Here is a 22,909-nt window from a genome sequence, read left to right on the forward strand (position 1 = left end):
GAAGGGAGTGACCAGCGTTTGCCGGTCACTCCCCCGCTATGAGCGGTTAGCTCAGGTAAGACTTAACGGTCACCTTGCCACCGATAATGTCCTGCTTGAGTGCGTCGACCTCAGTCATAAGAGCTGCGTCGACCTTGCCCTCGAAGTTGTGCAGTGGAGCAATGCCCACGCCACCGTTGTCGAGGGTGCCGATGTAGGTCTCAGCGTCGAACTCGCCGTTGGCGCTCGACATAACAGCCTCGTAGGTCGAGATGTCCATGTTCTTCAGGATCGAGGTGAGCACGAAGTCCTGGGTGCTCTCGTCGGTCTGGAAGAGGTCAGCGTCAACACCTACGAGCGCAACGTCGCGGCCCGACTCCTTGATTGCCTGGAGTGCCGACTGGTAGACGGGGCCACCGACTGGCATCAGTACGTCAACACCCTGGTCGAGGATGTTCTGCGCAACCGACTTAGCTTCCTGGTTGGCTTCGAAGCCACCGGTGAATGAACCGGTGTCGCCGTTCCAGCCAACAACCTCAACGCTGGTGCCCTTGACCTTGTTGTAGTGGTCAACGCCCTGCTTGAAGCCGTCCATGAAGATGGTCACAGTTGGGAACTCCATGCCACCGAAGGTGCCGACCTTGCCAGCCTGCGAGTAGCCTGCCGACAGGTAGCCTGCGAGGAACGCAGCCTGCGCGGTGTCGTACAGCAGTGGCTTGATGTTCTCAGCGTCCTTGTTGCCATCGAAGTCGTTGTCGGCAGCGTCGTCAACAAGGATGAAGTCGATGTCAGGGTTTGCGTTTGCAGCCTCAACGGTTGCAGCCGAGAGCGCGAAGCCAACCGAAACGATTGCGTTGCAGTTCTGGCCAACCATGCTCTCGAGGTTCGGAGCAAAGTCGGTCTCGCTGTTCGACTCAGCCTGCTTCAGCTTGACGCCGAGCTCGTCGGCAGCCTTCTTGGTGCCTTCCCATGACAGCTGGTTGAACGAACGGTCATCGAAGCCGCCCGCGTCCGAAACGATGCACGGTACGAAGTCCGATGCGTTTGCGTTGCCCTCGCCCTTGTCTGGTGCGGGTGCACACGCTGCGAGGCCTACGATCAGGCCAGCAGCAGCGACACCGCTGACGAGCCTCTTGCTTGAAGTATTCAACACGTTCCTCCTAGTGATCTACTCGCGCCAATCGCGAGCAAAGCATACGTGATTCCAAAATAGGTCAGACTGCCGGCACTTCCCAAGCAGAAGACCGCCAAATCATATCTCGATTAAGCAACAGTTCCGAATGAATTGTTGCCTTCGTGATTAGGTGCTCATGCGCCGGTGAATACCTGCTCACATGAGCATTTACGCACCCGGTGGTGTAGCACCGGTTCCATCGAGTTGATCGATGTATCTCAAGACGATTCCCTCACGCAGCGCCCACGGTGAAACCGTCAGAGTTTCCACTCCAAAAACCTTCATCGCAGTACGCAGCACAATGGCCCCGGCAAGAATTTGATACCCACGTTCCGGGGTGATTCCCGGCAGGTATTCGCGAACGGAACCAGGCATCTCTCGTAGCGTCGGTTCCCACTCGCGCAGACCTGTGTAGTGCAGTGGTGCAAGCTCTCCGGTGACCGGGTTCGGTGGACCACCGATGAGGCGCCCGAGAGACCGGATGGTCTTCGACGTGCCTACAACCCGAGTCGGCGCAGGCCGATCACTGAACATAGTGTCGCGAGCTTCGGTGAGCACCTGGCGGGAGTGCGCTCGAAGCAACGAAACCGCCTCACGCGGCGGCGGATCCTCGCGAAGAAAATTAATAGTGGATCGCCCTGCCCCCAGCGGAACCGAAAGCGATACGTCCGGATACTCATCAGCTCCCTGAGCGATCTCGAAAGAACCTCCGCCGATATCAAAAAGCAAAATCTCGCCAGCAGACCAGCCAAGCCAGCGGCGCACCGCAAGCATTGTAATTCTGGCTTCATCTTCGCCAGAGAGCACCTGCAAGATCACGCCAGCTTCTTGCTCAGCACGCGCCAGCACTTGCTCGCCATTTGGCGCCTCACGAATAGCCGAGGTGGCGGTAGCAATAAGGTCGTCAACGCCGATTCGAGCGACGGTTTCGACCGCGTCTCGAATCGCACCAATAATCAACTGCTGGCCCTCTTCGGTAATGCAACCCTCTTCATCGAGGTAGCGCATAAGCCGTAACGTCGCACGCTGCGAGTGGTACGGCACGGGGCTCGCGCCAGGGTGGGCATCAACAATCAGCAGGTGCACAGTGTTACTACCGACGTCAATGACTCCTAGGCGCATGCAGAAAATCTTACCTGGCATTCGCACGTATCCCGGAGTTCATTGTGTCGTTCCGTCCTGCATACTGGACAGCGTTCGAAAGCCGAACGGCCCTATCGCTTCGCTCGCTCAGCAGCATGTGACCTGCGACGAGCAAGCATGCCACCGCCCACCAGCAGCGCGGCAAGCGCCGCAGTCCACACTGCAACCGAAACTTCATTACTGCCCGTGCCCGGCAAGGCCTCTGCCGACGCCGCAGCCGAGGCGCCTGACGCAGCACCACTGCCTGCTTTGGCCAGACCTGTCACACCGTACAGACTGAACGAAGTTGCGCTGAAACGAATCTTCGGATCCAGAATCTGCGCGGACATCGTTTCAAATGCTCCCTCCGCAGTGAGGTGCTGAACCTGGAGCAATGTGTGCGTATCAAGTTGCACCATTGAAAGCTCGACATCGACAGCATTTCCCACAGGAGGCTGCCAGCGTGTCTGGCTCAACGTATCCACAAGGTGAATGTCATACAGCTTGACCAATGAGCGGCGCTCTGGCAACTGTGCCACAAAGTCGTCCAACATTGGGCCTCCGTTCACGGCAGTCACCACTACCCTGATGTGCCAAGGGAGCGTCTCGGAGGACACGCTCACTCCTTCCGCCGGGCTCGCATGGTTCACCAAACCTGCCTGCGCTTGGGCAGTGTGCAAATGATCAATCACGTTCTGCGGCAAGGCGGCTTGCTCTTCGTCGCTGAGTGCGTTCAAAGCATTACTTGCCTCAGCAACGGCATCGGCGTCTGCACCTGTCAGAATTGGCAGCTGCACCTGTGCAATCTGCGTGCTCACCTCTTCTTGCGCGTCATTGGGCTCCACTGTCAGCACACCCGGCACAAAGGTCACCACATAGTTCGGGTGCGCGAATGGTTCACCCTCAATGATCGAGCGCTCGCCAAACGCTGGCCCGTCTGCCAGCGTGAGCGATCCAGCGAACACGTCGTTTCCAATAATCGTCGGGTTCGCAGTCCATTCCAACGCCGAATCAATGTCACCAAACGCAGCCTGGGGATCCAACGCTGTAATGGTCACTGCACGTTTCAAGATCGTGAGCGTGAGGGCGGCCGTCGCCGGGTCATACTCCGAGTCTCCAGAAACTGTCGCAGTCACTTCGACCGTTCCGGCCGAAAGAATGGTCACAATACCCGTTGCTGGGTCCACCGTTGCCACACCATTTTCTACCGGCATCGACCAGGTAACCCGGCCAGTACCCAGCCTGCCTGAACTTCTGAGCGTGAACGGCGCGTTTCCGTACACGGCCTCAGTATCCGCTGCGGCAACTATCGAGAACCCCGGTTGCGGCGTTCCTGGCACGTTTATCGCGCTGCTCGTTTCGCTCGTTGCCCTGAGATAGTACGCAGTGAGGCCAGAATAACTGGCGGAGAACACATGTTCACCGCGCGCGGGAGCGTCAATACTGAGTGCTGCGACACCAGTATCCGAAACAGCTTGCGCAGCGCCAATAGCGACATCGTTGTCGTAGAAGCGCACGGTTCCTCCCGTGAGCGGCTGGATGGCGCCGGCTGGGACCGATACCGTCGCCATCAGCTCAATGGGGTCGTTTCTGGTAGCGCCGCCACTTGCAACAACCTCAACAACCGGTTGCGCGGGTGTAACCGTGACAGTTAGCTGCGCACTTGCCGCGTCGTGTGTTCCGTCTGCAACAACTGCAGCACTCAGACAGGTAACACCGACTTTCATCGCGGTGAGCTGGTTGCCGCTGAGTTCAGCCACTTCTGGCACAGAAGAGAAATAGTGCACCTCTGCGCCGTCTGCCACGCCAGCAAGGGTGAGCGTGTAGGGAGCGTCGCCGTACACAATCGATGCGGTCACTCCTGAAATTTCCACGGAAGGTGTGAGCGGTTCGGCCTCAATACTGTCGTCTTCGACCGTGCACGCTGCTGAGGAATCGTACTCAAACTCGGGCTCTGGCCCATCTTCCACGATCGGAGCGACGACAAAGAGCGACGGGGAAACTGCTACCGCTTCAGGAGTGGTTGCCCAACCCGCGGCTGCCGAAGGGGTGATCCGCACGGTAAGTTCCGTCTCAACATCGGCTTCGGTGAGCGTGTAGTTCATTTCGGTTGCGCCAGCGATTGGCTCACCGTTGCGGTACCACTGAGCTGACTCGGTGACCGTGCTCGGCAAACCACCAAAGTTCACGTTCCAGTTTCCGTCGAGCGTAGCGGTGAGGGTGTCCCCCACCTGGGGTGGCATCGTGTCGCCTTCCCCAGGAGGCACTGACAATTGTGGTTGCGCACCAACGATTGTGACGGTTTTGGGCTCCGAAAATGCCCGAAATTCAATACGCACCTCAGTGCTGCGGTCGTATCTTGACATCACCGGAGACACCGGGGTGACACGCACCGCTTCACCCAGGGGGATCAGCGAGTCACCTGGACGCATCGCCGCATATGACTCACCATCGGCATGCCTGCCCTGGATCAACACGGTTTGCAGGTTGTTCAAACTACCGTTGGTTTTCACTAGGCGCACACCGTCGGTCACATATCCACCACCGTTGCTGTTCAGCACTGGCACATTCGTAATCAGTGATCTCGCATCAATACCGATCGAATTTCGGTACTCAACCATGAAGTTGTATCGTTTATCGCCGTTGGCCACGGGGCTTGTCACGTTCAGACCGACGAGACCGGAGTTGAGTCCTGCCGCATTCAAAGTGAAGGTTTGGCTGACCCCGCCCGCGACGCTCACCTCGGTGGTCGCATCTCTAGGTAGCACTCCCATTGCGTACTGTTGCAACACGGTGGGTGAGACGAGCGCACCGCCATGCAGCGTGGTTGGACGTTGACCACCGAGCGCACTCCAAATGTCACCGTAGGCGATATCTACACACGCGCCATCAATCGCGTTTGAGCCAGCGGCCGGATTTTTGCTCACGTCCGACCAGTACCGCTCGGTCCGGTTTGCGTACCCAACCGGAGGCAGCCCGTAAGCGATCAGTCCATCAAAGTATGGCGCCGCGCACTTCCTCGACATCGAATGCCAGAGCCCGAGGTTGTGTCCCATTTCGTGCACTACACCGCTGACCATGGTTTGTGGATCTTGTTGGTTTCCCGCGAGTGCCATATTTTCGCGTAGCCAACCGCCAGCGTGCAGACTGTAGATGCCACCTATGCCAATCTCGCTACCGCTGCAGGCCGTGCCAGTATCAGTAAAAACGATCAGGTGCGTACTCCTGGTTGAGTTGTTGTAATAAGCGGTGGTTCGCCCAGGCGCAAGTGCTGCTGTCGCTTCGGAAAGTGCCTTGTTGACATAGATGAGGCTGCCATCAGTGTCTTTTTGGCAAGCGTCATAGGCTGATATCACTTTGATTGATTGATTGACGCTGAAGCCGCTGATCGCACCGTACGTGGCTTGCATCCAAAACTCGCCTGAGGCTTGTACCACTTTCGCCAGATCTTCGGTGGTGTAGCCGTACGCATCCAACCGGTCTTTTGGTAGCAGCATCACTACATCGGCACTGTGCGCTTTCACGACTGAGGCGCCAGTATTTCCGAACGCTGCGACGCTCGCAGCCGCATACGACACATCCCAGTTGTTATATAGCTGAGCGTTCAACGGGCCAGCTGTGTTGGTGGTATTACCGACCAGATTTGCCTCGTAGGTCTCTTGCAGGTTCACTTTTGGCCAAACTGCGCTTGATGCTGACACTTCCTCAGTGTGAGCTGCGGCAGAGGCTGTGTTGTCGGTGAAGACGCTCTGCCCCACTGTGATTCGCGGCAGCAATGCTTGCATGGCGCCAATGGCTCCGCCTGAGCCGTTTTGCGGAGCAAACGGATTCTCTGCCGTGTTTCTAGTGAACGTTGAGTGTTGAACGCTCAGAGTTCCGTTGCCATTTTCCAGGTCGATCGCACCACCCCGAGCTGTGCTGTTTTGCAGATCGGCATCGGCGTCTGCGCCTGATCCGATAGCAGCACCAAGCACGATCGAACGGTTCTCGGTGAAGGCGCAGCTCACACAAGCGGTAAATGTTTTGCTTTGCCCAATGCTGCTCGCAATTGCACCGCCAAAACTGCCGCCTGCCCCAAGCATGCGGGCCTCATTTTCAGCGAAGGTCGAGTCGTCGATACTCAGTGAAACTGTGGGCAAACTGCTGCCCGCTGCAGGGTCAATACCGATCGCGCCACCCGCGGCGATACCACCGCGAGCGCTCACTGTATTGCCCTCGAACGTGGTGCCTGAGATGCTCACCACCTCGGCGCTTTTGGTCGTGGTCATACGGATGCCAATGGCACCACCGGTCACTGTTGTCCCGAACGGTGCCTCACTATGCGCTGCGTTGCGTACAAAGTTTGAGTCAGTGATGGTGACCCGCTGATCTTTTCGCGCATCAACCATCACCACGCCGATGGCACCACCGGAGAGGTTCGTAGTCTCGGTAACGGTGGTGTTGTGCTCGAAACGAGTACGAACCACGTCGAGCGATCCGGTTCGGATTGCTACCGATTGGCCGCGACTACTCGAGATGGTGCCCTGAAAATTGCAGTTCTTAACGGTGGTGTCGAAGCCAGCCTTGCCAATAAACACCGCTGGTTCTTTCCCAATGTTTGGGTGCTGGCTTGTGCTGTCGTCCAGGTCTCGCATCGAGGTATCGATGGTAGCGACCAGCCCGCTGACACCGCCGCCATCGAACGTTCCGTTATAGAAAGTGAAGCTGCCGCCTGATCGGCCAAGTTTAGTGAGATATGAGAGCGGCGAGTTATTAATAATCGTGTGGCCGTTGGCGTTGATTTCAACATCTCCGAGTACCGCACCCCAACCGGTGCCATCGGTGCTACCGGTGTTTGTGTGGCCAAAGATAGTGCCATTCGTGTTTGCGGCACTTGTTTGCACTCGTTTGCGAGTGTAGTTACTCGCAATCACTAAATCGCTATCCAGGGTGATCTTGAGCGTGCGACCCAAACGGTCATTGGCGCTGATAAATGTTTGGATATTTGCGAGGGTAGGAGAGGCAGTCATCACCATGATGTCGTCTGCGGCACGCGCAAGAGCCGAGCTGAGTACGCTCCCCGCAATAAGCATCGCGATCACGGTCGCCATTGCGAGCGCCGCAGTAACACGGTCAGCAAACATCCGCGCAAAACGAGAGTTTTGCTGCTGCCAGTGAGGTTGCCCCGCAAAAGGCAACGTCGTGGTCAGAAGGGTGCGGCGAATCGTTGGCACGGGGCAGGACTCCCAAGGTGTCGAAATAAATACGAACACTGTGCTGAGAGACGACGCTCCGTTTGAGGAGCTTTCTCAGGGGGCTGCACTGTATCGAGTGAAGATTAATCTACGTGGCTCCGACAGGTCAAGCTGCGCCAAGATCTACTATCACTGAACAAAAAACCCTCACCGAAATGAGGGTCGGCTTCGCGGGGGCTCGTCCGTTTCGAACGAGACCCCGCGAAGGAATTTAGACCATACTCTTTGGATGCCACACGGTCTTCACCTCGGTGAATGCCGCGATGCGCTGCGGTGAAGCCAGAATCTCGCCAGGCTCGATAACCCGGGTGAGTGTTTCAGCTGCGCGCACCTGCAGGTCGATCCAGTCGATGTCTGCGGCGCCCGCAAGGTCAAGGACGTTGACGTCAGCGTGATCCGCCAGCCACGGTGCCATCTCAGCTGGCGCACCGGTGAGAACGTTTACGACACCACCCGGCACGTCGCTCGTGGCAAGCACCTCGGCGAAACTAATCGCCGAAAGCGGGAAAGCCTCGCTTGCGATCACAACTACGGAGTTGCCCGAGACCAGTGCTGGCGCGACTGCCGAGACCAGGCCGAGTAGTGCGTCTTGCTGCGGAGCAACAATCGCTGCGACCCCGCTTGGCTCGGGCGCTGAAATGTTGAAGTATGCGCCCGCAACAGGGTTCAGATTGCCAGCAACCTGTGCGTACTTATCGCACCAACCCGCGTACCAGACCCAAAGATCGACAGCTGCATCAACCTGTGCACCGGCAACGGCAGCTGAAACGCCCTGCTGTGAGACGATTTCGTCTACAAACTGAGCCCGACGACCCTCGAGCACTTCTGCGACTCGATAGAGCACCTGGCCGCGGTTGTATGCGGTGGCACCGGCCCATTTCGCTTGTGCAGCGCGGGCGGCAACTACCGCATCGCGGGCGTCTTTACGCGAGGCCTTCGACGCATTTGCAAGGAACTCACCCTTTGGTGAGCGCACCTCGTACACACGCCCTGATTCGCTGCGCGGAAACGCTCCCCCGATAGCGAGCTTATAGGTCTTCGGAATAGTCATACGCGCGCTCATGCTGATGCTCCCTTCAGGTAAGCAGCGAGGCCCTGTTTGCCGCCCTCGCGGCCGTAGCCCGATTCCTTGTAACCGCCGAATGGGCTCGACGGATCAAAACGGTTAAACGTGTTCGCCCAAACGACGCCAGCCCGCAGACGATCAGCAACCGCGAGAATTCGCGATCCCTTGTCGCTCCAAATGCCAGCGGAAAGGCCGTAGGGCGTGTTGTTCGCCTTCGCAACGGCCTCGTCTGGCGTGCGGAAAGTCATCACAGAGAGCACCGGCCCGAAGACCTCTTCGCGCGCAATCCGGTGCGAGGTTTCAACACCCGTGAAAATCGTGGGCGCGAACCAGAAACCCTGCTCTGGAATCTCACAGGCCGGGCTCCAACGTTCAGCACCCTCGGCCTCGCCGATATTACTGAGCTCAGTAATACGTGCAAGCTGAGCGGCTGAATTAATAGCTCCGATGTCGGTGTTCTTATCCAGCGGATCGCCGAGCCGAAGCGTCGAGAGTCGCTGCTTGAGGCGATCAACAACCTCGTCATGAATGGACTCCTGCACAAGCAGGCGACTGCCTGCACAGCAGACATGCCCCTGGTTGAAGAAGATGCCATTCACAATGCCTTCAACGGCCTGCTCGATTGGCGCATCATCAAACACAATGTTTGCTGCCTTGCCGCCAAGCTCAAGTGTGAGGCTCTTGCCGGTGCCAGCAACCGCACGGGCAATTTCACGACCGACAGCCGTCGATCCGGTGAATGCGACCTTGTTTACATCGCTGTGCCGTACAAGCGACGCACCGGTTGCACCGGCGCCTGTGACGATGTTCACGACACCGGCTGGCAGGTCGGCTTGCTGCAGAATTTCTGCGAAGATCAGCGCGGTGAGCGAGGTGGTTTCGGCTGGTTTCAGCACAACAGTGTTGCCTGCGGCGAGCGCCGGTGCGACTTTCCAAGCCAGCATCAGTAGCGGGAAGTTCCAGGGAATAACCTGGCCTGCGACCCCGAGTGACTGCGGATTTGCCCCGGCGCCAGCGTAATCAAGCTTGTCTGCCCAGCCGGCGTAGTAGAAGAACCAGGCCGCGACAAGAGGAACGTCAACGTCGCGGCTTTCGCGAATTGGTTTGCCGTTGTCAAGGCTTTCGGCGACGGCAAGTTCGCGGGCGCGTTCTTGCACGAGGCGAGCGATGCGGAAGAGGTACTTACCGCGGTCGCGCCCTGACATCTTTGACCAGACCTTGCTGTGCGCTCGGCGAGCTGCCGCAACCGCAAGATCAATGTCTTCGTCTGAACCGATTGAGATCGAAGCGATCTTCGACTCGTCGGCGGGTGAAATAGTGTCGAAGAGGCCACCGCGGCCCTCAACAAACTCGCCATCGATGAACAGCCCGTAGCTGTCTTTCAACTGCAAAATGCTGCGCGACTCGGGAGCCGGCGCGTATTCAAGAAATCCCATGATGCTCCCTAGACGTTCTAATCGATCGTGACGTAGTCAGGGCCGGAGTAGCGGCCAGTGGTGAGTTTTTGACGCTGCAGAAGAACGTCGTTCAGCAGGCTTGATGCGCCGAAACGGAAAAGATGAGGCTGTAGCCACTCTTCGCCAACAGTCTCGGCCACATGTACGAGGTACTTCACGGCATCTTTCGAGGTGCGAATACCTCCAGCTGGTTTTACGCCGATCTTCTCGCCGGTGAGGCGATACCAATCGCGAGCCACCTCAAGCATGAGGAGCGTGACAGGCAGTGTTGCTGCCGGCTGTACCTTGCCGGTTGAGGTCTTGATGAAGTCGCCCCCGGCAAGAATCGAGAGCCATGAAGCGCGCTTGATATTGTCGTAGGTTTTCAGCTCGCCTGTTTCGAGAATCACTTTCAGCGAGGCGAAGCTACCGTCTGGTCGGGCGCACGCTGCCTTCACCTGAACGATTTCGTTGTACACCTTGAGATAGTTCCCAGAGAGAAATGCGCCACGGTCGATAACCATGTCGATTTCATCTGCGCCGGCCGCAACCGCGTCACGTGTATCGGCGAGCTTCACCTCAAGCGAGGCCCTACCGCTGGGGAAGGCAGTCGCGACTGCAGCAACAGAAATCTTGCCATCGTCAGGGTCGCCATGCGTCTCGCCGAGAGCCTCAACAACGTACGGAACCATGTCGCCGTACACACAGATCGCTGCGACCTGCGGGCAGCTGGGGTCCGATGGGTCCGGGTGCATTGCTTTGGTTGCGAGCGAGCGCACCTTGCCCGGGGTGTCTGCGCCTTCGAGGGTCGTGAGGTCAATCAAAGCGATGATCTTATCGAGCGCCCAGACTTTTGAGCTGGTTTTGATTGAGCGAGTGCTGAGTGCTGCCGATCGCTGCTCCAGCCCAACCGCATCAACACCGGGAAGTCCGTGCAGCACGTTCCTCAGCTTCTCATTGTCGGGGTGCGCTCCCAACAGTTCCGAGACCAGGCTGCCACGATCGGCGCCGGTCAGTTGATCCGTCGTCATAGTTCCTCCAAGAGTGCTCTGGCGGTCATTTCGTCTGTAATTACTGTGCTGCACATGCCTGAACTCACTACGGTTCGCGCGATGTCGTGCTTGTTTTCACCGACGGTGACAAACACAGAGCTCGTTGCTTCGCGCAAACGATTCAGGCTGATACCCACGGTGCGGGCATCAAGTTCTGGGTCAACGATGTTGCCGTCAGCGTCGATATACCTGCCGAGCACGTCACCAACTGCTCCTCGCCTAGCTAGTTCGTCGACGTCCTCGTGATTGAGATAGCCGTTTTCGACGTGTGCGGAGTTGTAGTCGCAAACGCCCGCGGTAAAGAGATATACATCTGCTTCGCTTGCCTGTGCCAAAACGCCGGCCACTGTTCGATCAGATTCGATTGCGAGCTTTGTTTCGAGTCGGTCGAGGATCGCCGGGCTTGGCAACAGCACAGCTTGGCCGGAGGCTTTTCGCGCGATTGTGGTTGCGAGTGATGATGCGCTGCCTGGGCGTCGATTGACGCTTACGCCGCCGTTCATCTGCACCACTTTGACTGACCTGGCCCAGCCTTCTTTGAGTTCGGCCGCGACTGCGGTGAGCGTTCGACCCCAGCTGACAGCTATCGTGTCTGGGACGGGGCGGAGTGTGGTGAGTTGATCCGCTGCCGCTCTTGCGACGCGTTTCAGGTCGTCTGCGGAATCGCTGCTTGCCGGTACGACGACAGCTTCGGAAAGGTCGTAGCGCTCGCGCAGTTCACGTTCAAGCCCGAGCCGTCGGGCGCGTGGATGCACAATTTCTATGCGCACAATGCCCGCGGTACGCGCTTCGGTGAGCAGCCGTCCCACTTTGAACCGTGAGAGGCCTAGGAGTGCACCGATTTCGTCTTGGGTTTTGCCTTCTTCGTAGTAAAGCTCGGCGACACGCACGATGACGAGATCCTTGTCCAAGATCGCATCGCTCATGACTTGAGGATACGTTGTTTCGCACCTCTGCGCACTCAGTTGCTCATATGAGCAAAAGTTGGCGGCTTTTCGAACATTTGCTCTATCGAGCGGAAACCTCATTCATCTCAGGCAGCCCGGCAGGGGGCGCAATAGCCTCTCGCCGAGTCTTCGCCCACGATCCAGCGCCCACAAGGTATCTAAAAAGCGATCGGTACACCACCGGAAAAATCATCAGAGAATACAGGGCATACACGTACGCGAAGACCAATTGCAACAAGATTCGTAGTGGGTTCGCGCTGCGCTGAGCAAAAACCGCACCCGCAATAGCTGGCGCAACCGAGAACACATAAATCAGCACAACGATTGGAATACTCCAGCGCACATCCACGATTCCCGTAGCAAAAAGCAGCACAGAGAGCAGCACCGTCGCGCCCATAAACGCCTGCAGCAAGGGTGTCATCAGATACCAGAACTGATCCCACTTCGCGACAAAACCAACATTAGGGTTCTTTGCCATGGTGGGCACCAGATCAAGCATCTGCCAACCGCCTTGCGCCCACCTGGTCCGTTGCCGGTAGAGTGCTCGCAGCGAGTTCAAACCCTGCTGGTCAATGCTCACGAGAGTCGATTGCCGGCCCTGCCAGCCAGCACGAATCAAGCGCAAACCAATATCTTGATCCTCGGTTAGCCGTCCCTCCCGCCAGGGCCCAAGCCTGCCGCTCGAACCAGCAACGGCCACATCATTCAGGGCTTGCAGCCGGTTGAATTGGCCGTTTCCACCCATATTTGCGGTGCCCCAACCCAGACGGCCCATCTGGTAGACGTATCCAAAAATCGCAAACTCAAGATTTTGCGCCCAGGTCAACACACTCTTGCGGTTGTAAATACGCACGAGCGACTGCACCCCACCGACACGTTCGTCACCAAAATGTTTCGCAATCCGACCTGCGTGCGGATCGAGTCGACCATCGGCATCAACAATGGCAACAATTACCTTGCGCGGATCCCAGTGCGCATACTCCCCCTCGGTCAACATAACCTCGGTGAGATGACGCCAAGCATCGTTGAGCGCTTCAGATTTACCCTGCCTTGCTTCCGGCATCGTACGAGTGAGCACGGTGAGGCCCTGCTGCGGCATTGCCGCAAGTAACGCTCCGGTTCGGTCATCAGATCCATCGTTAATAACGAGAATCTGTTTGTGCGTCACCCGCACCTCACGAAGCCGACCAACCGAGTCGGCAATGGTGATTTCTTCGTTGAGCGCAGGGACCATAAAGACCCAGAGATACTCAGACTCGATCGCTTCGCCGGTTCCTCGCAGCGGATCGCGCTCAGTTCGGCGGATTGCGAATTGGGCGCGCGCGATCAAAATAACCATTGAGGTTGCCGAACTCACCACCACAATGGCGGCAACCCAAAAAATAGGAGCCGCCCAAATAGGCATGCCGAAATAAATGTTGAGCAGCCATTCAAATGCGTCGCTAGCTGCCTCGTTCAAATTCCTCATGGCCGACGCGGCGCCCGCTCTCTCATCAAATCTTTTCGGTCAAGATGCCGGAAGACGGCATCTTGCAGGTTCTCACCCTCAAACTGCTCTGGCATTTCACCACCTCGGCGAACATGCGCCAGCGCGGAAACAATACGCTCGGCCGCGTGGCCATCACCGTAAGGGTTCATCGGCGCATACAACTTCGCGAGTTCGAGTTCTTCATCGGTGCGATCGAGTACCCGAGCGGCTGCCTTATAGATGCGTTCCGGGTCAGTCCCCACGAGCTTCAGTGTGCCCGCGGCGACGCCTTCGGAGCGCTCGGTCACACTGCGAGTCACCAATACCGGGATCCCTAGAGCGGGGGCTTCCTCCTGCACCCCACCAGAATCGGTAATAATCAGCGAAGCACGTGCAACGATTCGCATAAACGCGAAGTACTCACGCGGTTCAACAAGATACACGTTGGCGCGGTCAGCAAGCCTCGTCTGCAGCGGCTTGCGCGCGACTGGGTTCGGGTGCATCGGCACCACAAACGCAGTGGTCGGGTATCGTGCAGCGAGCCGGTCTACTGCCTCAGCAATATTGCGCAGCCCGTCACCCCAGTTTTCTCGGCGGTGCGCGGTGACCAGCACAAGCCTGCGCGCCGAATCGGCGTGCACCGATTCAAGACCGGGCCCGAGATCACCCTGGTGCTCGTTGGCAAGCATCAGCATGTCGATCGAAGTGTTGCCCGTGACAATGATCCGATCGTAGTCAACACCCTCGCGCACAAGGTTGGCTTTATTCGCAGCGGTCGGCGCGAAGTGCACTGCCGCAAGCCGAGAGATGATCTGCCGATTCCCCTCTTCTGGGAATGGGGCCATCAGGTTCGATGTGCGGAGGCCAGCTTCAACGTGCACCACCGGAATTTGCAGGTTAAAGGCCGCGAGCGCCGCAGCGCTTGCCGAGCTGGTGTCGCCGTGCACCAGGCAGCCAATGGCGCCGCGCGGCCCCCGTCGGCCGTCAGCCCGCATATCTTCGGGCACACTCTTAGCGCTCCACAACCGATCAATACCGACCAAAATGCGCGCAACCATCTGGTTCAGTGTTGGCGGCTCATCGTCCTCATACCTGCCTGCGTTCAGCGTCGCGTCGATCCGCATGCCGGCTTCGCGAAATAGGTCAGCGACAAGATCTTCGTGCTGCCCAGTGCTAATCACGATAGGAAATAGCGAGTCGGAATCTTGCAGCGCGCGGATCACCGGGATCATCTTGATCGCCTCCGGGCGGGTCCCGACAACTACAAGAATCGACATCCGATCATCTTGTTCGCGCGCCTGACGCTCGGCGTCGTGCACAAGTTTTCGAGTCGGATTTGCATAGCTTGATTGATCCACGCGGCACTCTATTTCGTTGAATGTTCGCTGTGTCCCCACACAGCTGTTCCCTATGCAGCCAACTGTATGCCGGGTTCTTGACTAATGCCCGAGAAGGTATCCCATTCTTTCTACCTTGATCACAGCGTCGCCAAGCTCAGCCGACTCAATCAGGTCCACTGTGCCCTCGATCACCCAATCATGGTTTTCTTCAGGGTCATCAAGCACCTGTGTGAAACGCCAGGTGCCCGATTGAGCCGTCGAGGTATCAACGCTAAACAGCTTTGCTGCGCGGGCTTTCGCGCCAGAACCCATTGAGTCGTGCTCATCGTAGTAACGCTCAAGCGCATCATCCCACTGGTCTTCACCAAAGCCAGAGGCTCCATCGAGACGACCAAGTTCTTCAACTCGGTCGAAGGCCGCCGCAAGCACCCGACGAAAGACAGCATTGCGCACCATCACCGTGAACGCTCGCTCGTTGTCAGTAACCGATCGCATCGGCGGCGCAATGTCTTCGAGTGTTGAGCCCGGCACGGTGATTGAACCCGCTGCCACGCTCGCAGCAACACCGCCGTCTTCTTCGAGTGTCTGCGCGGCCGTCCACTCATCAAGCAAACTCGAGTCGACCTGACGCACCAGTTCCCCCAACCAGTCGATCAGCGCAAGCAGCTCGTCGGTTTTCGCCGGTTCCGGCACCGTACGCTCAATAGTGCGGTACGCATCCGAGAGGTATCGCAGCACCGCCCCCTCCGCTCGACCGAGGTCATAGGCTGAAACAAGATCTCGAAACCTGAAGGCCCGCTCAACCATTTCGCGAACCACTGACTTGGGTCGAGGTTCGTAGTCGCGAGCCCACGGCACCTCTTTGGTGTAAGCCTCAAAAGCCTCGTCAATCAGTTCCTTGAGCGGCTGCGGGTGAGTAATCGATTCGAGCCGTTCCATACGCTCGTCATACTCGATGCCGTCAGCTTTCATCTCTTGCACAGCTTCGCCCCGCGCTTTGCGCTCTTGCGCCCGCAGAATCGCACGAGGATCTTCAAGCGCGGCTTCGATAATTGAAATCACGTCAAGGGCATAGTCGTCTGATTCTGGATCAAGCAATTCGATTGCGGCGAGCGCAAACGGCGAAAGCGGCTGATTCAAGGCAAAGTTCTGCTGCAGCTCAACGGTGAGGCCAAGGATCTTTTCACCGTTCGCGTTTACAACGGTCTCGACAATGCCGCCATTGCGCAGTGTCTTAAAGATCTCAATCGCCCTGCGCGCGTGAGCAAACTGTTTCGCTGGGGTCTCGTGACTGTCGAAGATGAGCGCCCGCATGGTCGCCAATGCTTCACCCTCATGACGCTCGCCGCGAGCGATGATCGATAGCACCATCGAGTGCGTCACCTGCATCCGGCTCACGAGCGGCTCCGGCTGCGCAGCGACAAGCTTCTCGAGCGTCTGCTCGTTCCAACTGACAAACCCAGCAGGCGCAGACTTTTTCTTGGGACCCTTGCCCATCTTTTTGCCTGAGGCTGCCTTCGCGAGAGCTTTTTCGCTCTGCTTTGCGTTCTCAACCTCATGCTCTGGCGCCAGTGCGATCACATCGCCCTCGGTGTCGTACCCGGCGCGCCCCGCACGCCCAGCGATTTGGTGAAATTCTCGCGCACTCAGTCGGCGCATCTTTTCGCCATCAAATTTGGTGAGCGCGGTGAAAACCACGGTGCGAATGGGCACATTGATTCCGACGCCGAGTGTGTCGGTGCCGCAAATCACTTTCAGTAGCCCACGCTGCGCAAGCTGTTCAACGAGGCGTCGGTATCTTGGCAGCATGCCCGCGTGGTGCACCCCGATTCCCGAGCGCACCAAACGGGAAAGAGTCTGACCGAATCCCGCGGCAAATTTGAAGTCACCGAGGGCAGCTGCAATCTCGTCGCGCCCCTCCCGGTCAAGTAGCCGTACGCTCGAAAGTGCCTGCGCCTGCTCAACCGCGTGTGACTGGTTGAAGTGCACCAGGTACGCAGGAGTCAGTCTCTCTTCACGCAATTGTTCGACCACTTCGTGGGTGGTTTTTAGCGCATAGGCAAATTCGAGTGGAACCGGGCGTTCAACACCGGTGACTTCGGTTACCTGTCGTCCGGTGCGACGTTCAATATCAGCGGCGAGCTCAGTGACGTCACCGAGGGTTGCTGACATGAGCAAAAATTGCGCGTTCGGCATGGTGAGTAGCGGCACCTGCCAGGCCCAGCCGCGCTCGGGGTCTGCGTAGTAGTGAAATTCATCCATCACTACCTGCGTGATTCCGCCGGCATCCCGGTCGCGCAGCGCCAGATTCGCCAAGATTTCGGCGGTACAGCAAAGAATCGGCGCATCAGGGTTGATGCTGGTGTCGCCTGTAACCATGCCAACAAGTTCGGGGCCAAACGCCTCGACGAGCGCAAAAAACTTCTCGTTCACAAGCGCCTTAATGGGCGCGGTATACGCAGTGCGGCGACCCTCGGCGAGCGCAGCAAAATGGGCACCAAGGGCAACGAGTGATTTTCCGGTTCCGGTCGGGGTTGCAAGAATCACGTGGGATCCGAGCACAAGCCCGAGCAGTGCTTCCTCCTGAGCGGGATACAAACTCAAACCGAGTGATTCCGCGGTCCACTGTTCAAAACGAGCGTGAATCTCGTCTGGCTCAGGGGTCTCTGAACCTGCCATTACCTCTAACACTGCAGCCAAACTCACTCGTTTATTCTCTCACCGGAAGCCGCCGCAAAGCTTCACCGGCGCGACAATTGCGACCAGCTCGCGCAGAGGGCAGGGCAATACACTGAACGCATGGCGAATCCACTGCTTTTTCAGCCCTTCCAACTGCGCGGGCTCACGGTACGAAATCGGCTTTGGGTGCCGCCAATGTGTCAGTACTCAGCTGCGGCAGAGGGCGAATCAATGGGTGTGCCAAATGATTGGCACCTTGTGCATCTTGGCGCCCTCGCTCGCGGGGGCGCGGGCCTCGTCATCGCTGAGGCAACTGCGGTCGTGCCAGAAGGCCGCATTTCACCAAACGATCTTGGCCTCTGGAACGACACCCAAGAACAGGCTTTCGCAAACATAGTGCGCGTGATCCACTCGCACGGGGCACACGCCGGCATCCAGCTCGCACACGCCGGACGCAAGGCTTCCACCCACCCGTGGTTACCCGGCGCCGCCACCGGGTCGGTAGCAGAAGCAGCAGGCGGTTGGCAGACGGTTGCCCCTTCGGCTATTGCTTTCGGCGATTTTGCCGATCCTCGAGCGCTCAGCACAAGCGAGGTGTACGAGGTAATTGCTGCCTTCGTGGCTGCCGCAGATCGCGCGGTTGCCGCCGGCTTTGACGTGGTACAGATTCACGCTGCTCACGGCTACTTGCTGCATGAGTTTTTGTCACCACTGAGCAATCAACGAGATGACCAATTTGGCGGCGACGGCGAACGCCGCGCGTTCTTGCTGCGCGAGATTGTGCGGCAAATTCGTGCCGCACACCCTGACCTGCCCGTTACCGTGCGGATCTCCGGCGACGAATGGGTCGAGGGCGGATTCAACGTTGAGGCGGCCCTGCAGCTTGCGCAGTGGTTGAAGCTCGACGGCGCCGACCTGATCGATGCGTCTTCTGCCGGTAACACCGCAGAAGTGCGTATCTCGATCGGTCCGTCGTACCAGGTTTGGATCGCCGACCGCCTGCGTGCGGCAGGCCTTCCGGTCGGTGCTGTTGGGCTCATCACCTCGGCGCAGCAAGCCGAAAGCATCCTCGCTACCGGCCAAGCCGATGTGATTTCGGTCGGTCGCCCACTTCTGGCAAACCCACAGCTACCGTTGAAATGGGCGCAAGAGCTGCGCGCACCCGTTGCGGCAGCGCTCACTCCCCCGCAATACCATCGCGCAATCTTCTAAAGACGCTCGCCCGGAGCAGGTATGCACGCGGTAGCCTTTTTGCATGCACATTGAGGAGCTCTCACTTGTCGCCGTAGCCGGGCTTGTGCTGGTGGTTGCGGTCGCCATGCTTGCCGGCAGGATCGGCATTGCCACGCCGCTCGTGCTCGTTGTCGTTGGTATCGGCATCGGCTACATTCCTGGCGTTCCGCTTATTTCGCTTGATCCTGAGATCATTCTGCTTGGGGTGCTTCCGCCGCTGCTATATGCCGCGGCGGTGAATGTGCCGATCCTCGATCTGCGCAGAAATGTTGGGCCAATTACCGCTCTCTCGGTAGTGCTCGTCATTATCACCGCACTCGTTATCGGCGCTCTGCTGCACTTGCTTGTACCAGCGATTCCGTTTGCCGCTGCTGTCGCCCTCGGCGCGGTGGTCGCGCCGACCGACGCCGTGGCCGCAACTTCTATCGGTAAACGAGTAGGCATGCCGCCCCGCCTCGTCACCATTCTTGAGGGCGAAAGTCTCGTAAACGATGCCACCTCCTTGGTGCTTCTGCGCACCGCGATCGCGGCGGCGGCCGGTGGTTTTGTGTTCTGGGATGCGGTTGGAAGTTTCGCTTTCGCCGTCTCGGTTGCGATTCTGATCGGTTTTGTGATCGGTGTAATCACCGTTTGGGTGCGCTCAAAAATCAGCAACCCCGTCTACGACACCGTGGTCTCTTTCGCTATTCCTTTTATTTCTTTTGTGCCTACCGAGTATCTCGGCGCCTCCGGCGTGCTCGCTGTGGTGGTTACCGGTCTCTATACGGGGCATCATGCACCAAAGAAGTTCAGCGCAATTGCGCGCGTGAACGAGCGTCTGAATTGGCGCACCGCACAGTTCTTGCTCGAAAACGGCGTCTTTTTGCTGATGGGGCTCGAATTGCACAAGCTGGTGAACGACATTGGTCAGAGTTCACTTCAGCTGCATCACACGGCGCTGATTGGCCTCGGTGTTGTGGTCGTACTGATCGTGTTGCGAATGGCCTTTATGTGGCCGGTCACGCAGAGTCTCGCCAAAGCGCTGCCCCGCTACGAAGCGAGGGCCGATGGCTGGCGCAGAATCGCGAGCCGCGCACAGCGGCATCCGAAGGCCAAAGAAAGCACCGGCATTATTCGGCTGAGGCTTGACCGTATCGACAGGGCAGCCAGGCGCAGTGAGGCCGATGCCGCGCACGCCCGAGAGCAGGGCCTCGATTGGCGAGGCGCCACGATTCTTGGCTGGAGCGGTATGCGCGGCGTAGTAACCCTTGCCGCAGCACAGTCGATTCCAACGACGGTACCGTTCCGTTCGCAGCTGGTGCTCATTGCATTTGTCGCTGCGGTCGTCACTCTGCTTCTGCACGGGCTCACCCTGCCCAAGCTCATCAAAAAGCTGCGCCCGCAGGGACCGAGCGCGAATGCTCGCACCGCTGAGCTGGTCGCACTGTATGGCGACCTGGTTGAGGCCGGCACCGTTGCGGTCGAAGCTGAGGCTGAGCACGAGCGAGAATTGGCCGAGCACGACCCGGCGCACCATGTGCCCTCTGACCAGATCGTCAAACGGGCCCGGTCAAGCGTGCAGAATTCAATCGCGTCGCTCGCTTTTGCGATTCCCTCGTCTGAGCTCACTGAAAAGTCAGAGGCAGAGGCAGAGGGACGCAGCTATCTGCGGCTTGCCCACGCTGGGCTCGAAGCACAGCGGGCCGCACTGCTCGAGGAGCGCGCCATCGGCCAGTACAGCAGCGAGGCCCTGCGCACCGCAGCGGAAGCGTTGGATCAGCACGAACTGAGGCTTTCGCCGCCTTCTGGGCATTAGACGGCTGCTGGCTGGGCGATCCAACGCAACACAAATCGTTGGATCGCCCAGCCTGTTTGTTTTAGATCGTCACACGCACCGGGTTTTGGTGATGGCTGAACATAATGCTGGTTCTGGTTGAGGAAACTGCAGGATGTGCAGAAAGATGTTCCATCACAAAATCACGCACATGGTCAGAGTCGCGCGCAGCCAGGTGAATGATGAAGTCTTCAACACCGCCGAGGAAAAACAGCTGCAGTACCTCTGGCAGCGCCCGCAGTTCATCGCTGAACTCAGCGATGCGTTGCCGCGCACCGGAACGGATCGTAACGCTGACGAGCACCTGCAGGGTCATGCCCATCACTGCGGGGTTCACTGCGGCGGTAAAACCGGTAATGATCTTGCGTGAGACCAGGCTGCGCACACGGGCAACACAGGTCGATGGCGCAATGCCAACTCGCTCTGCCAATTCAGCATTTGTCATGCGACCATTGAGTTGCAGCTGACCAATGATCTGCCGGTCAACATCGTCAAGCGTTGCTGGCTCTCGCAGATTATTCGACTGTTCCATCCGGATTCCCTTCAAAACAAGGAAAGCTGGGTTGATCCGCCGAACTTTCCGAAGAATATTCTATCTGAGCAAGAAATCAGCGAAGATAGTGCAGAATCTAAGCTATCGAGCAAGTGACATTCTGGGGCGAAGAGCAGCTGCGCCTCCAGCTTCAAAGCTCGGACCCGTAGCAAGCAAATCGAATGGAGCATCCCATGCGCGTCGGTATTCCCACCGAAATCAAGAACAACGAAAACCGCGTTGCCATCACCCAGGCCGGCGTCTTCGAGCTGAAGCGTCGCGGCCACGAGGTATTCGTGCAGGCTGGCGCTGGCCTCGGCTCAGCAATCACCGATGCCGAGTACGAAGCAGCAGGCGCAACCATCGTTGCAAGCGCTGACCAGGTTTGGGCAGACAGCGACATGATCCTCAAGGTCAAAGAGCCAATCGCCGCCGAGTACGACAAGATGCGCAAGGGCCAGGTGCTCTTCACCTACCTGCACCTCGCAGCAGACAAGACTCTGACCGAGAAGGTACTCGAGTCGGGCACCACCGCAATTGCATACGAGACCGTGCAGCTGCCAACCCGCGCACTGCCACTGCTCGCTCCAATGTCAGAGGTTGCTGGCCGCCTGTCGGTTCAGGTCGGCGCTTACAGCCTGATGAAGGCAAACGGCGGCCGTGGCATTCTGCTCGGTGGCGTAACCGCTACCCGTCGCGGCAAGGTTGTTGTCATCGGCGGCGGCGCTGCCGGCGAGCAGGCTGCACGTATCGCCTACGGCATGGGCGCAGAGGTCACCGTTATCGACATCTTCATCCCACGCCTGAAGCAGCTTGAAGACGAGTTCAACGGCCGCATCCAGACCCGCACCTCGAACGCACTCAACATCACCGAGGCACTCAAGGAAGCTGACCTGGTCATCGGTTCGGTACTGATCCCAGGCGAGAAGGCACCGAAGCTCGTTACCGACGAGATGGTTGCTCAGATGAAGCCAGGCTCAGTGCTCGTTGACATCGCTATCGACCAGGGTGGCTGCTTCGAGAACTCGCGCCCAACCACGCACGACGACCCAACCTTCCCAGTGCACAACTCGATCTACTACTGCGTTGCAAACATGCCAGGCGCAGTGCCAGAGACCTCAACCGCAGCGCTCACCAACGCGACGCTGCCATACGTTGTTGCACTCGCCGACAAGGGCTGGAAGGCTGCGCTCGCTGCAGACGAGTCACTCGCAAAGGGACTCAACGCACACGAGGGCGTTGTCACCAACGAGGGCGTCGCTCAGGCATTCCCAGAGCTGCCATACAACACCTACAGCGAGGTTGTCGCTTCGGCATAACCCCCTCGCGTGAACTCCGCGTGACAGAGACTCGCAGCCGAAGCGAGTACTCTTAAACACATGGATTTGAAGTTCACTTTCGGCGCATCGAACCCGCTCCCTCTTTCTACCGAGGGGGCGGGTTCTGCGTCTTCTCTGGGCGCAGGCAACGGCATGTGCGAGTTGCGAGTCACCTTGAATACCGACTCCGGTTCCCTTCTCTGTGAGGGCGTCTCGGGCGATGGTGTTGCTTACTCAAGCGCAGAGAAAAAACTGGCAGCCGACGACACCGCCAGCCTCGCCGCAGCGCTTCGTTCGGTGCTGGCACGCGGCGGCGCCGAATTGCCAGAACCCATGCTCGGCTCCGTCAGCGCGATTGCGCTTGCACTTGGCGGGCGCGAAGCTGAAGCTCTCGGCGAACTTGGCCTCATGGTCTCCCCCGGCAATGTGGTGCTCGCACAGGTAGACGAGGCGCTTCAAGCCCGCACCGGCATCAGCGCTGGCACCCCCATTCGCATCGAGAGTTAGCGCCCACC

At 58.4% G+C, this 22,909-nt stretch carries 15 protein-coding genes; 4 read left to right on the forward strand and 11 right to left on the reverse strand.

Annotated features, from left to right (window positions below; translation table 11 throughout):
• Positions 1–46: 46 nt before the first annotated feature.
• The 10 genes from QBL02_RS07080 to QBL02_RS07125 all read right to left on the reverse strand — a co-directional run bounded on the left by QBL02_RS07080 (position 47) and on the right by QBL02_RS07125 (position 17,497).
• Positions 47–1,132, reverse strand: coding sequence for a BMP family ABC transporter substrate-binding protein (locus tag QBL02_RS07080; RefSeq protein ID WP_282725685.1), 1,086 nt, complete (start codon positions 1,130–1,132; stop codon positions 47–49).
• Between the two features lie 189 nt (positions 1,133–1,321).
• Positions 1,322–2,275 carry a Ppx/GppA family phosphatase gene (locus tag QBL02_RS07085; RefSeq protein ID WP_282725753.1) on the reverse strand — a complete coding sequence of 318 codons (954 nt, stop codon included), beginning with the start codon at positions 2,273–2,275 and terminating at the stop codon, positions 1,322–1,324.
• A gap of 92 nt (positions 2,276–2,367) precedes the next feature.
• Positions 2,368–7,488 (reverse strand): Ig-like domain repeat protein, encoded by a 5,121-nt coding sequence (locus QBL02_RS07090; protein ID WP_282725686.1) that lies wholly within the window; start codon positions 7,486–7,488, stop codon positions 2,368–2,370.
• A 232-nt stretch (positions 7,489–7,720) separates the two neighbouring features.
• On the reverse strand, positions 7,721–8,572 hold the full coding sequence (locus QBL02_RS07095; protein WP_282725687.1) for an aldehyde dehydrogenase family protein: 852 nt from the start codon (positions 8,570–8,572) through the stop codon (positions 7,721–7,723).
• Entirely contained in the window at positions 8,569–10,011 is a 1,443-nt protein-coding gene (locus QBL02_RS07100) for an aldehyde dehydrogenase family protein (RefSeq protein ID WP_282725688.1), read from the reverse strand. Before QBL02_RS07100 ends, QBL02_RS07095 begins: the two co-directional genes overlap by 4 nt.
• A gap of 17 nt (positions 10,012–10,028) precedes the next feature.
• The gene (gene deoC / locus QBL02_RS07105) at positions 10,029–11,042 is read right to left on the reverse strand and encodes a deoxyribose-phosphate aldolase (protein ID WP_282725689.1); all 1,014 of its coding nucleotides are present in this window, start codon (positions 11,040–11,042) and stop codon (positions 10,029–10,031) included.
• Positions 11,039–11,989 (reverse strand): sugar-binding transcriptional regulator, encoded by a 951-nt coding sequence (locus QBL02_RS07110; RefSeq protein WP_282725690.1) that lies wholly within the window; start codon positions 11,987–11,989, stop codon positions 11,039–11,041. Before QBL02_RS07110 ends, deoC begins: the two co-directional genes overlap by 4 nt.
• An 82-nt stretch (positions 11,990–12,071) precedes the next feature.
• The gene (locus QBL02_RS07115) at positions 12,072–13,469 is read right to left on the reverse strand and encodes a glycosyltransferase family 2 protein (protein WP_282725691.1); all 1,398 of its coding nucleotides are present in this window, start codon (positions 13,467–13,469) and stop codon (positions 12,072–12,074) included.
• A 5-nt stretch (positions 13,470–13,474) separates the two neighbouring features.
• A complete protein-coding gene (gene wecB, locus QBL02_RS07120) occupies positions 13,475–14,836 on the reverse strand; it encodes a UDP-N-acetylglucosamine 2-epimerase (non-hydrolyzing) (protein WP_282725692.1) in 1,362 nt (453 codons plus the stop codon).
• 81 nt (positions 14,837–14,917) lie between these two features.
• Entirely contained in the window at positions 14,918–17,497 is a 2,580-nt protein-coding gene (locus tag QBL02_RS07125; protein ID WP_282725693.1) for a DEAD/DEAH box helicase, read from the reverse strand.
• 120 nt (positions 17,498–17,617) lie between these two features.
• On the opposite strand from QBL02_RS07125, the gene QBL02_RS07130 reads away from it, so the two are divergent.
• Both QBL02_RS07130 and QBL02_RS07135 read left to right on the forward strand, forming a co-directional pair.
• A complete protein-coding gene (locus QBL02_RS07130) occupies positions 17,618–18,709 on the forward strand; it encodes an NADH:flavin oxidoreductase/NADH oxidase (protein ID WP_282725694.1) in 1,092 nt (363 codons plus the stop codon).
• A 43-nt stretch (positions 18,710–18,752) separates the two neighbouring features.
• Complete coding sequence (locus tag QBL02_RS07135) at positions 18,753–20,525, forward strand: sodium:proton antiporter (RefSeq protein WP_282725695.1); 1,773 nt, start codon at positions 18,753–18,755, stop codon at positions 20,523–20,525.
• A gap of 61 nt (positions 20,526–20,586) precedes the next feature.
• On the opposite strand, the gene QBL02_RS07140 is transcribed toward QBL02_RS07135, so the two are convergent.
• Positions 20,587–21,075: an Lrp/AsnC family transcriptional regulator gene (locus QBL02_RS07140; RefSeq protein ID WP_282725696.1), complete on the reverse strand. Its 489-nt coding sequence runs from the start codon at positions 21,073–21,075 to the stop codon at positions 20,587–20,589.
• 194 nt (positions 21,076–21,269) lie between these two features.
• Between QBL02_RS07140 and ald the strand changes: the two genes are divergently transcribed.
• Positions 21,270–22,394, forward strand: coding sequence for an alanine dehydrogenase (ald, locus tag QBL02_RS07145; protein WP_282725697.1), 1,125 nt, complete (start codon positions 21,270–21,272; stop codon positions 22,392–22,394).
• A gap of 60 nt (positions 22,395–22,454) precedes the next feature.
• Positions 22,455–22,901 (forward strand): hypothetical protein, encoded by a 447-nt coding sequence (locus tag QBL02_RS07150; protein ID WP_282725698.1) that lies wholly within the window; start codon positions 22,455–22,457, stop codon positions 22,899–22,901.
• Positions 22,902–22,909 lie beyond the last annotated feature (8 nt).

This window comes from Leucobacter sp. UT-8R-CII-1-4 (genome assembly GCF_030010235.1).
Classification (GTDB): domain Bacteria; phylum Actinomycetota; class Actinomycetes; order Actinomycetales; family Microbacteriaceae; genus Leucobacter.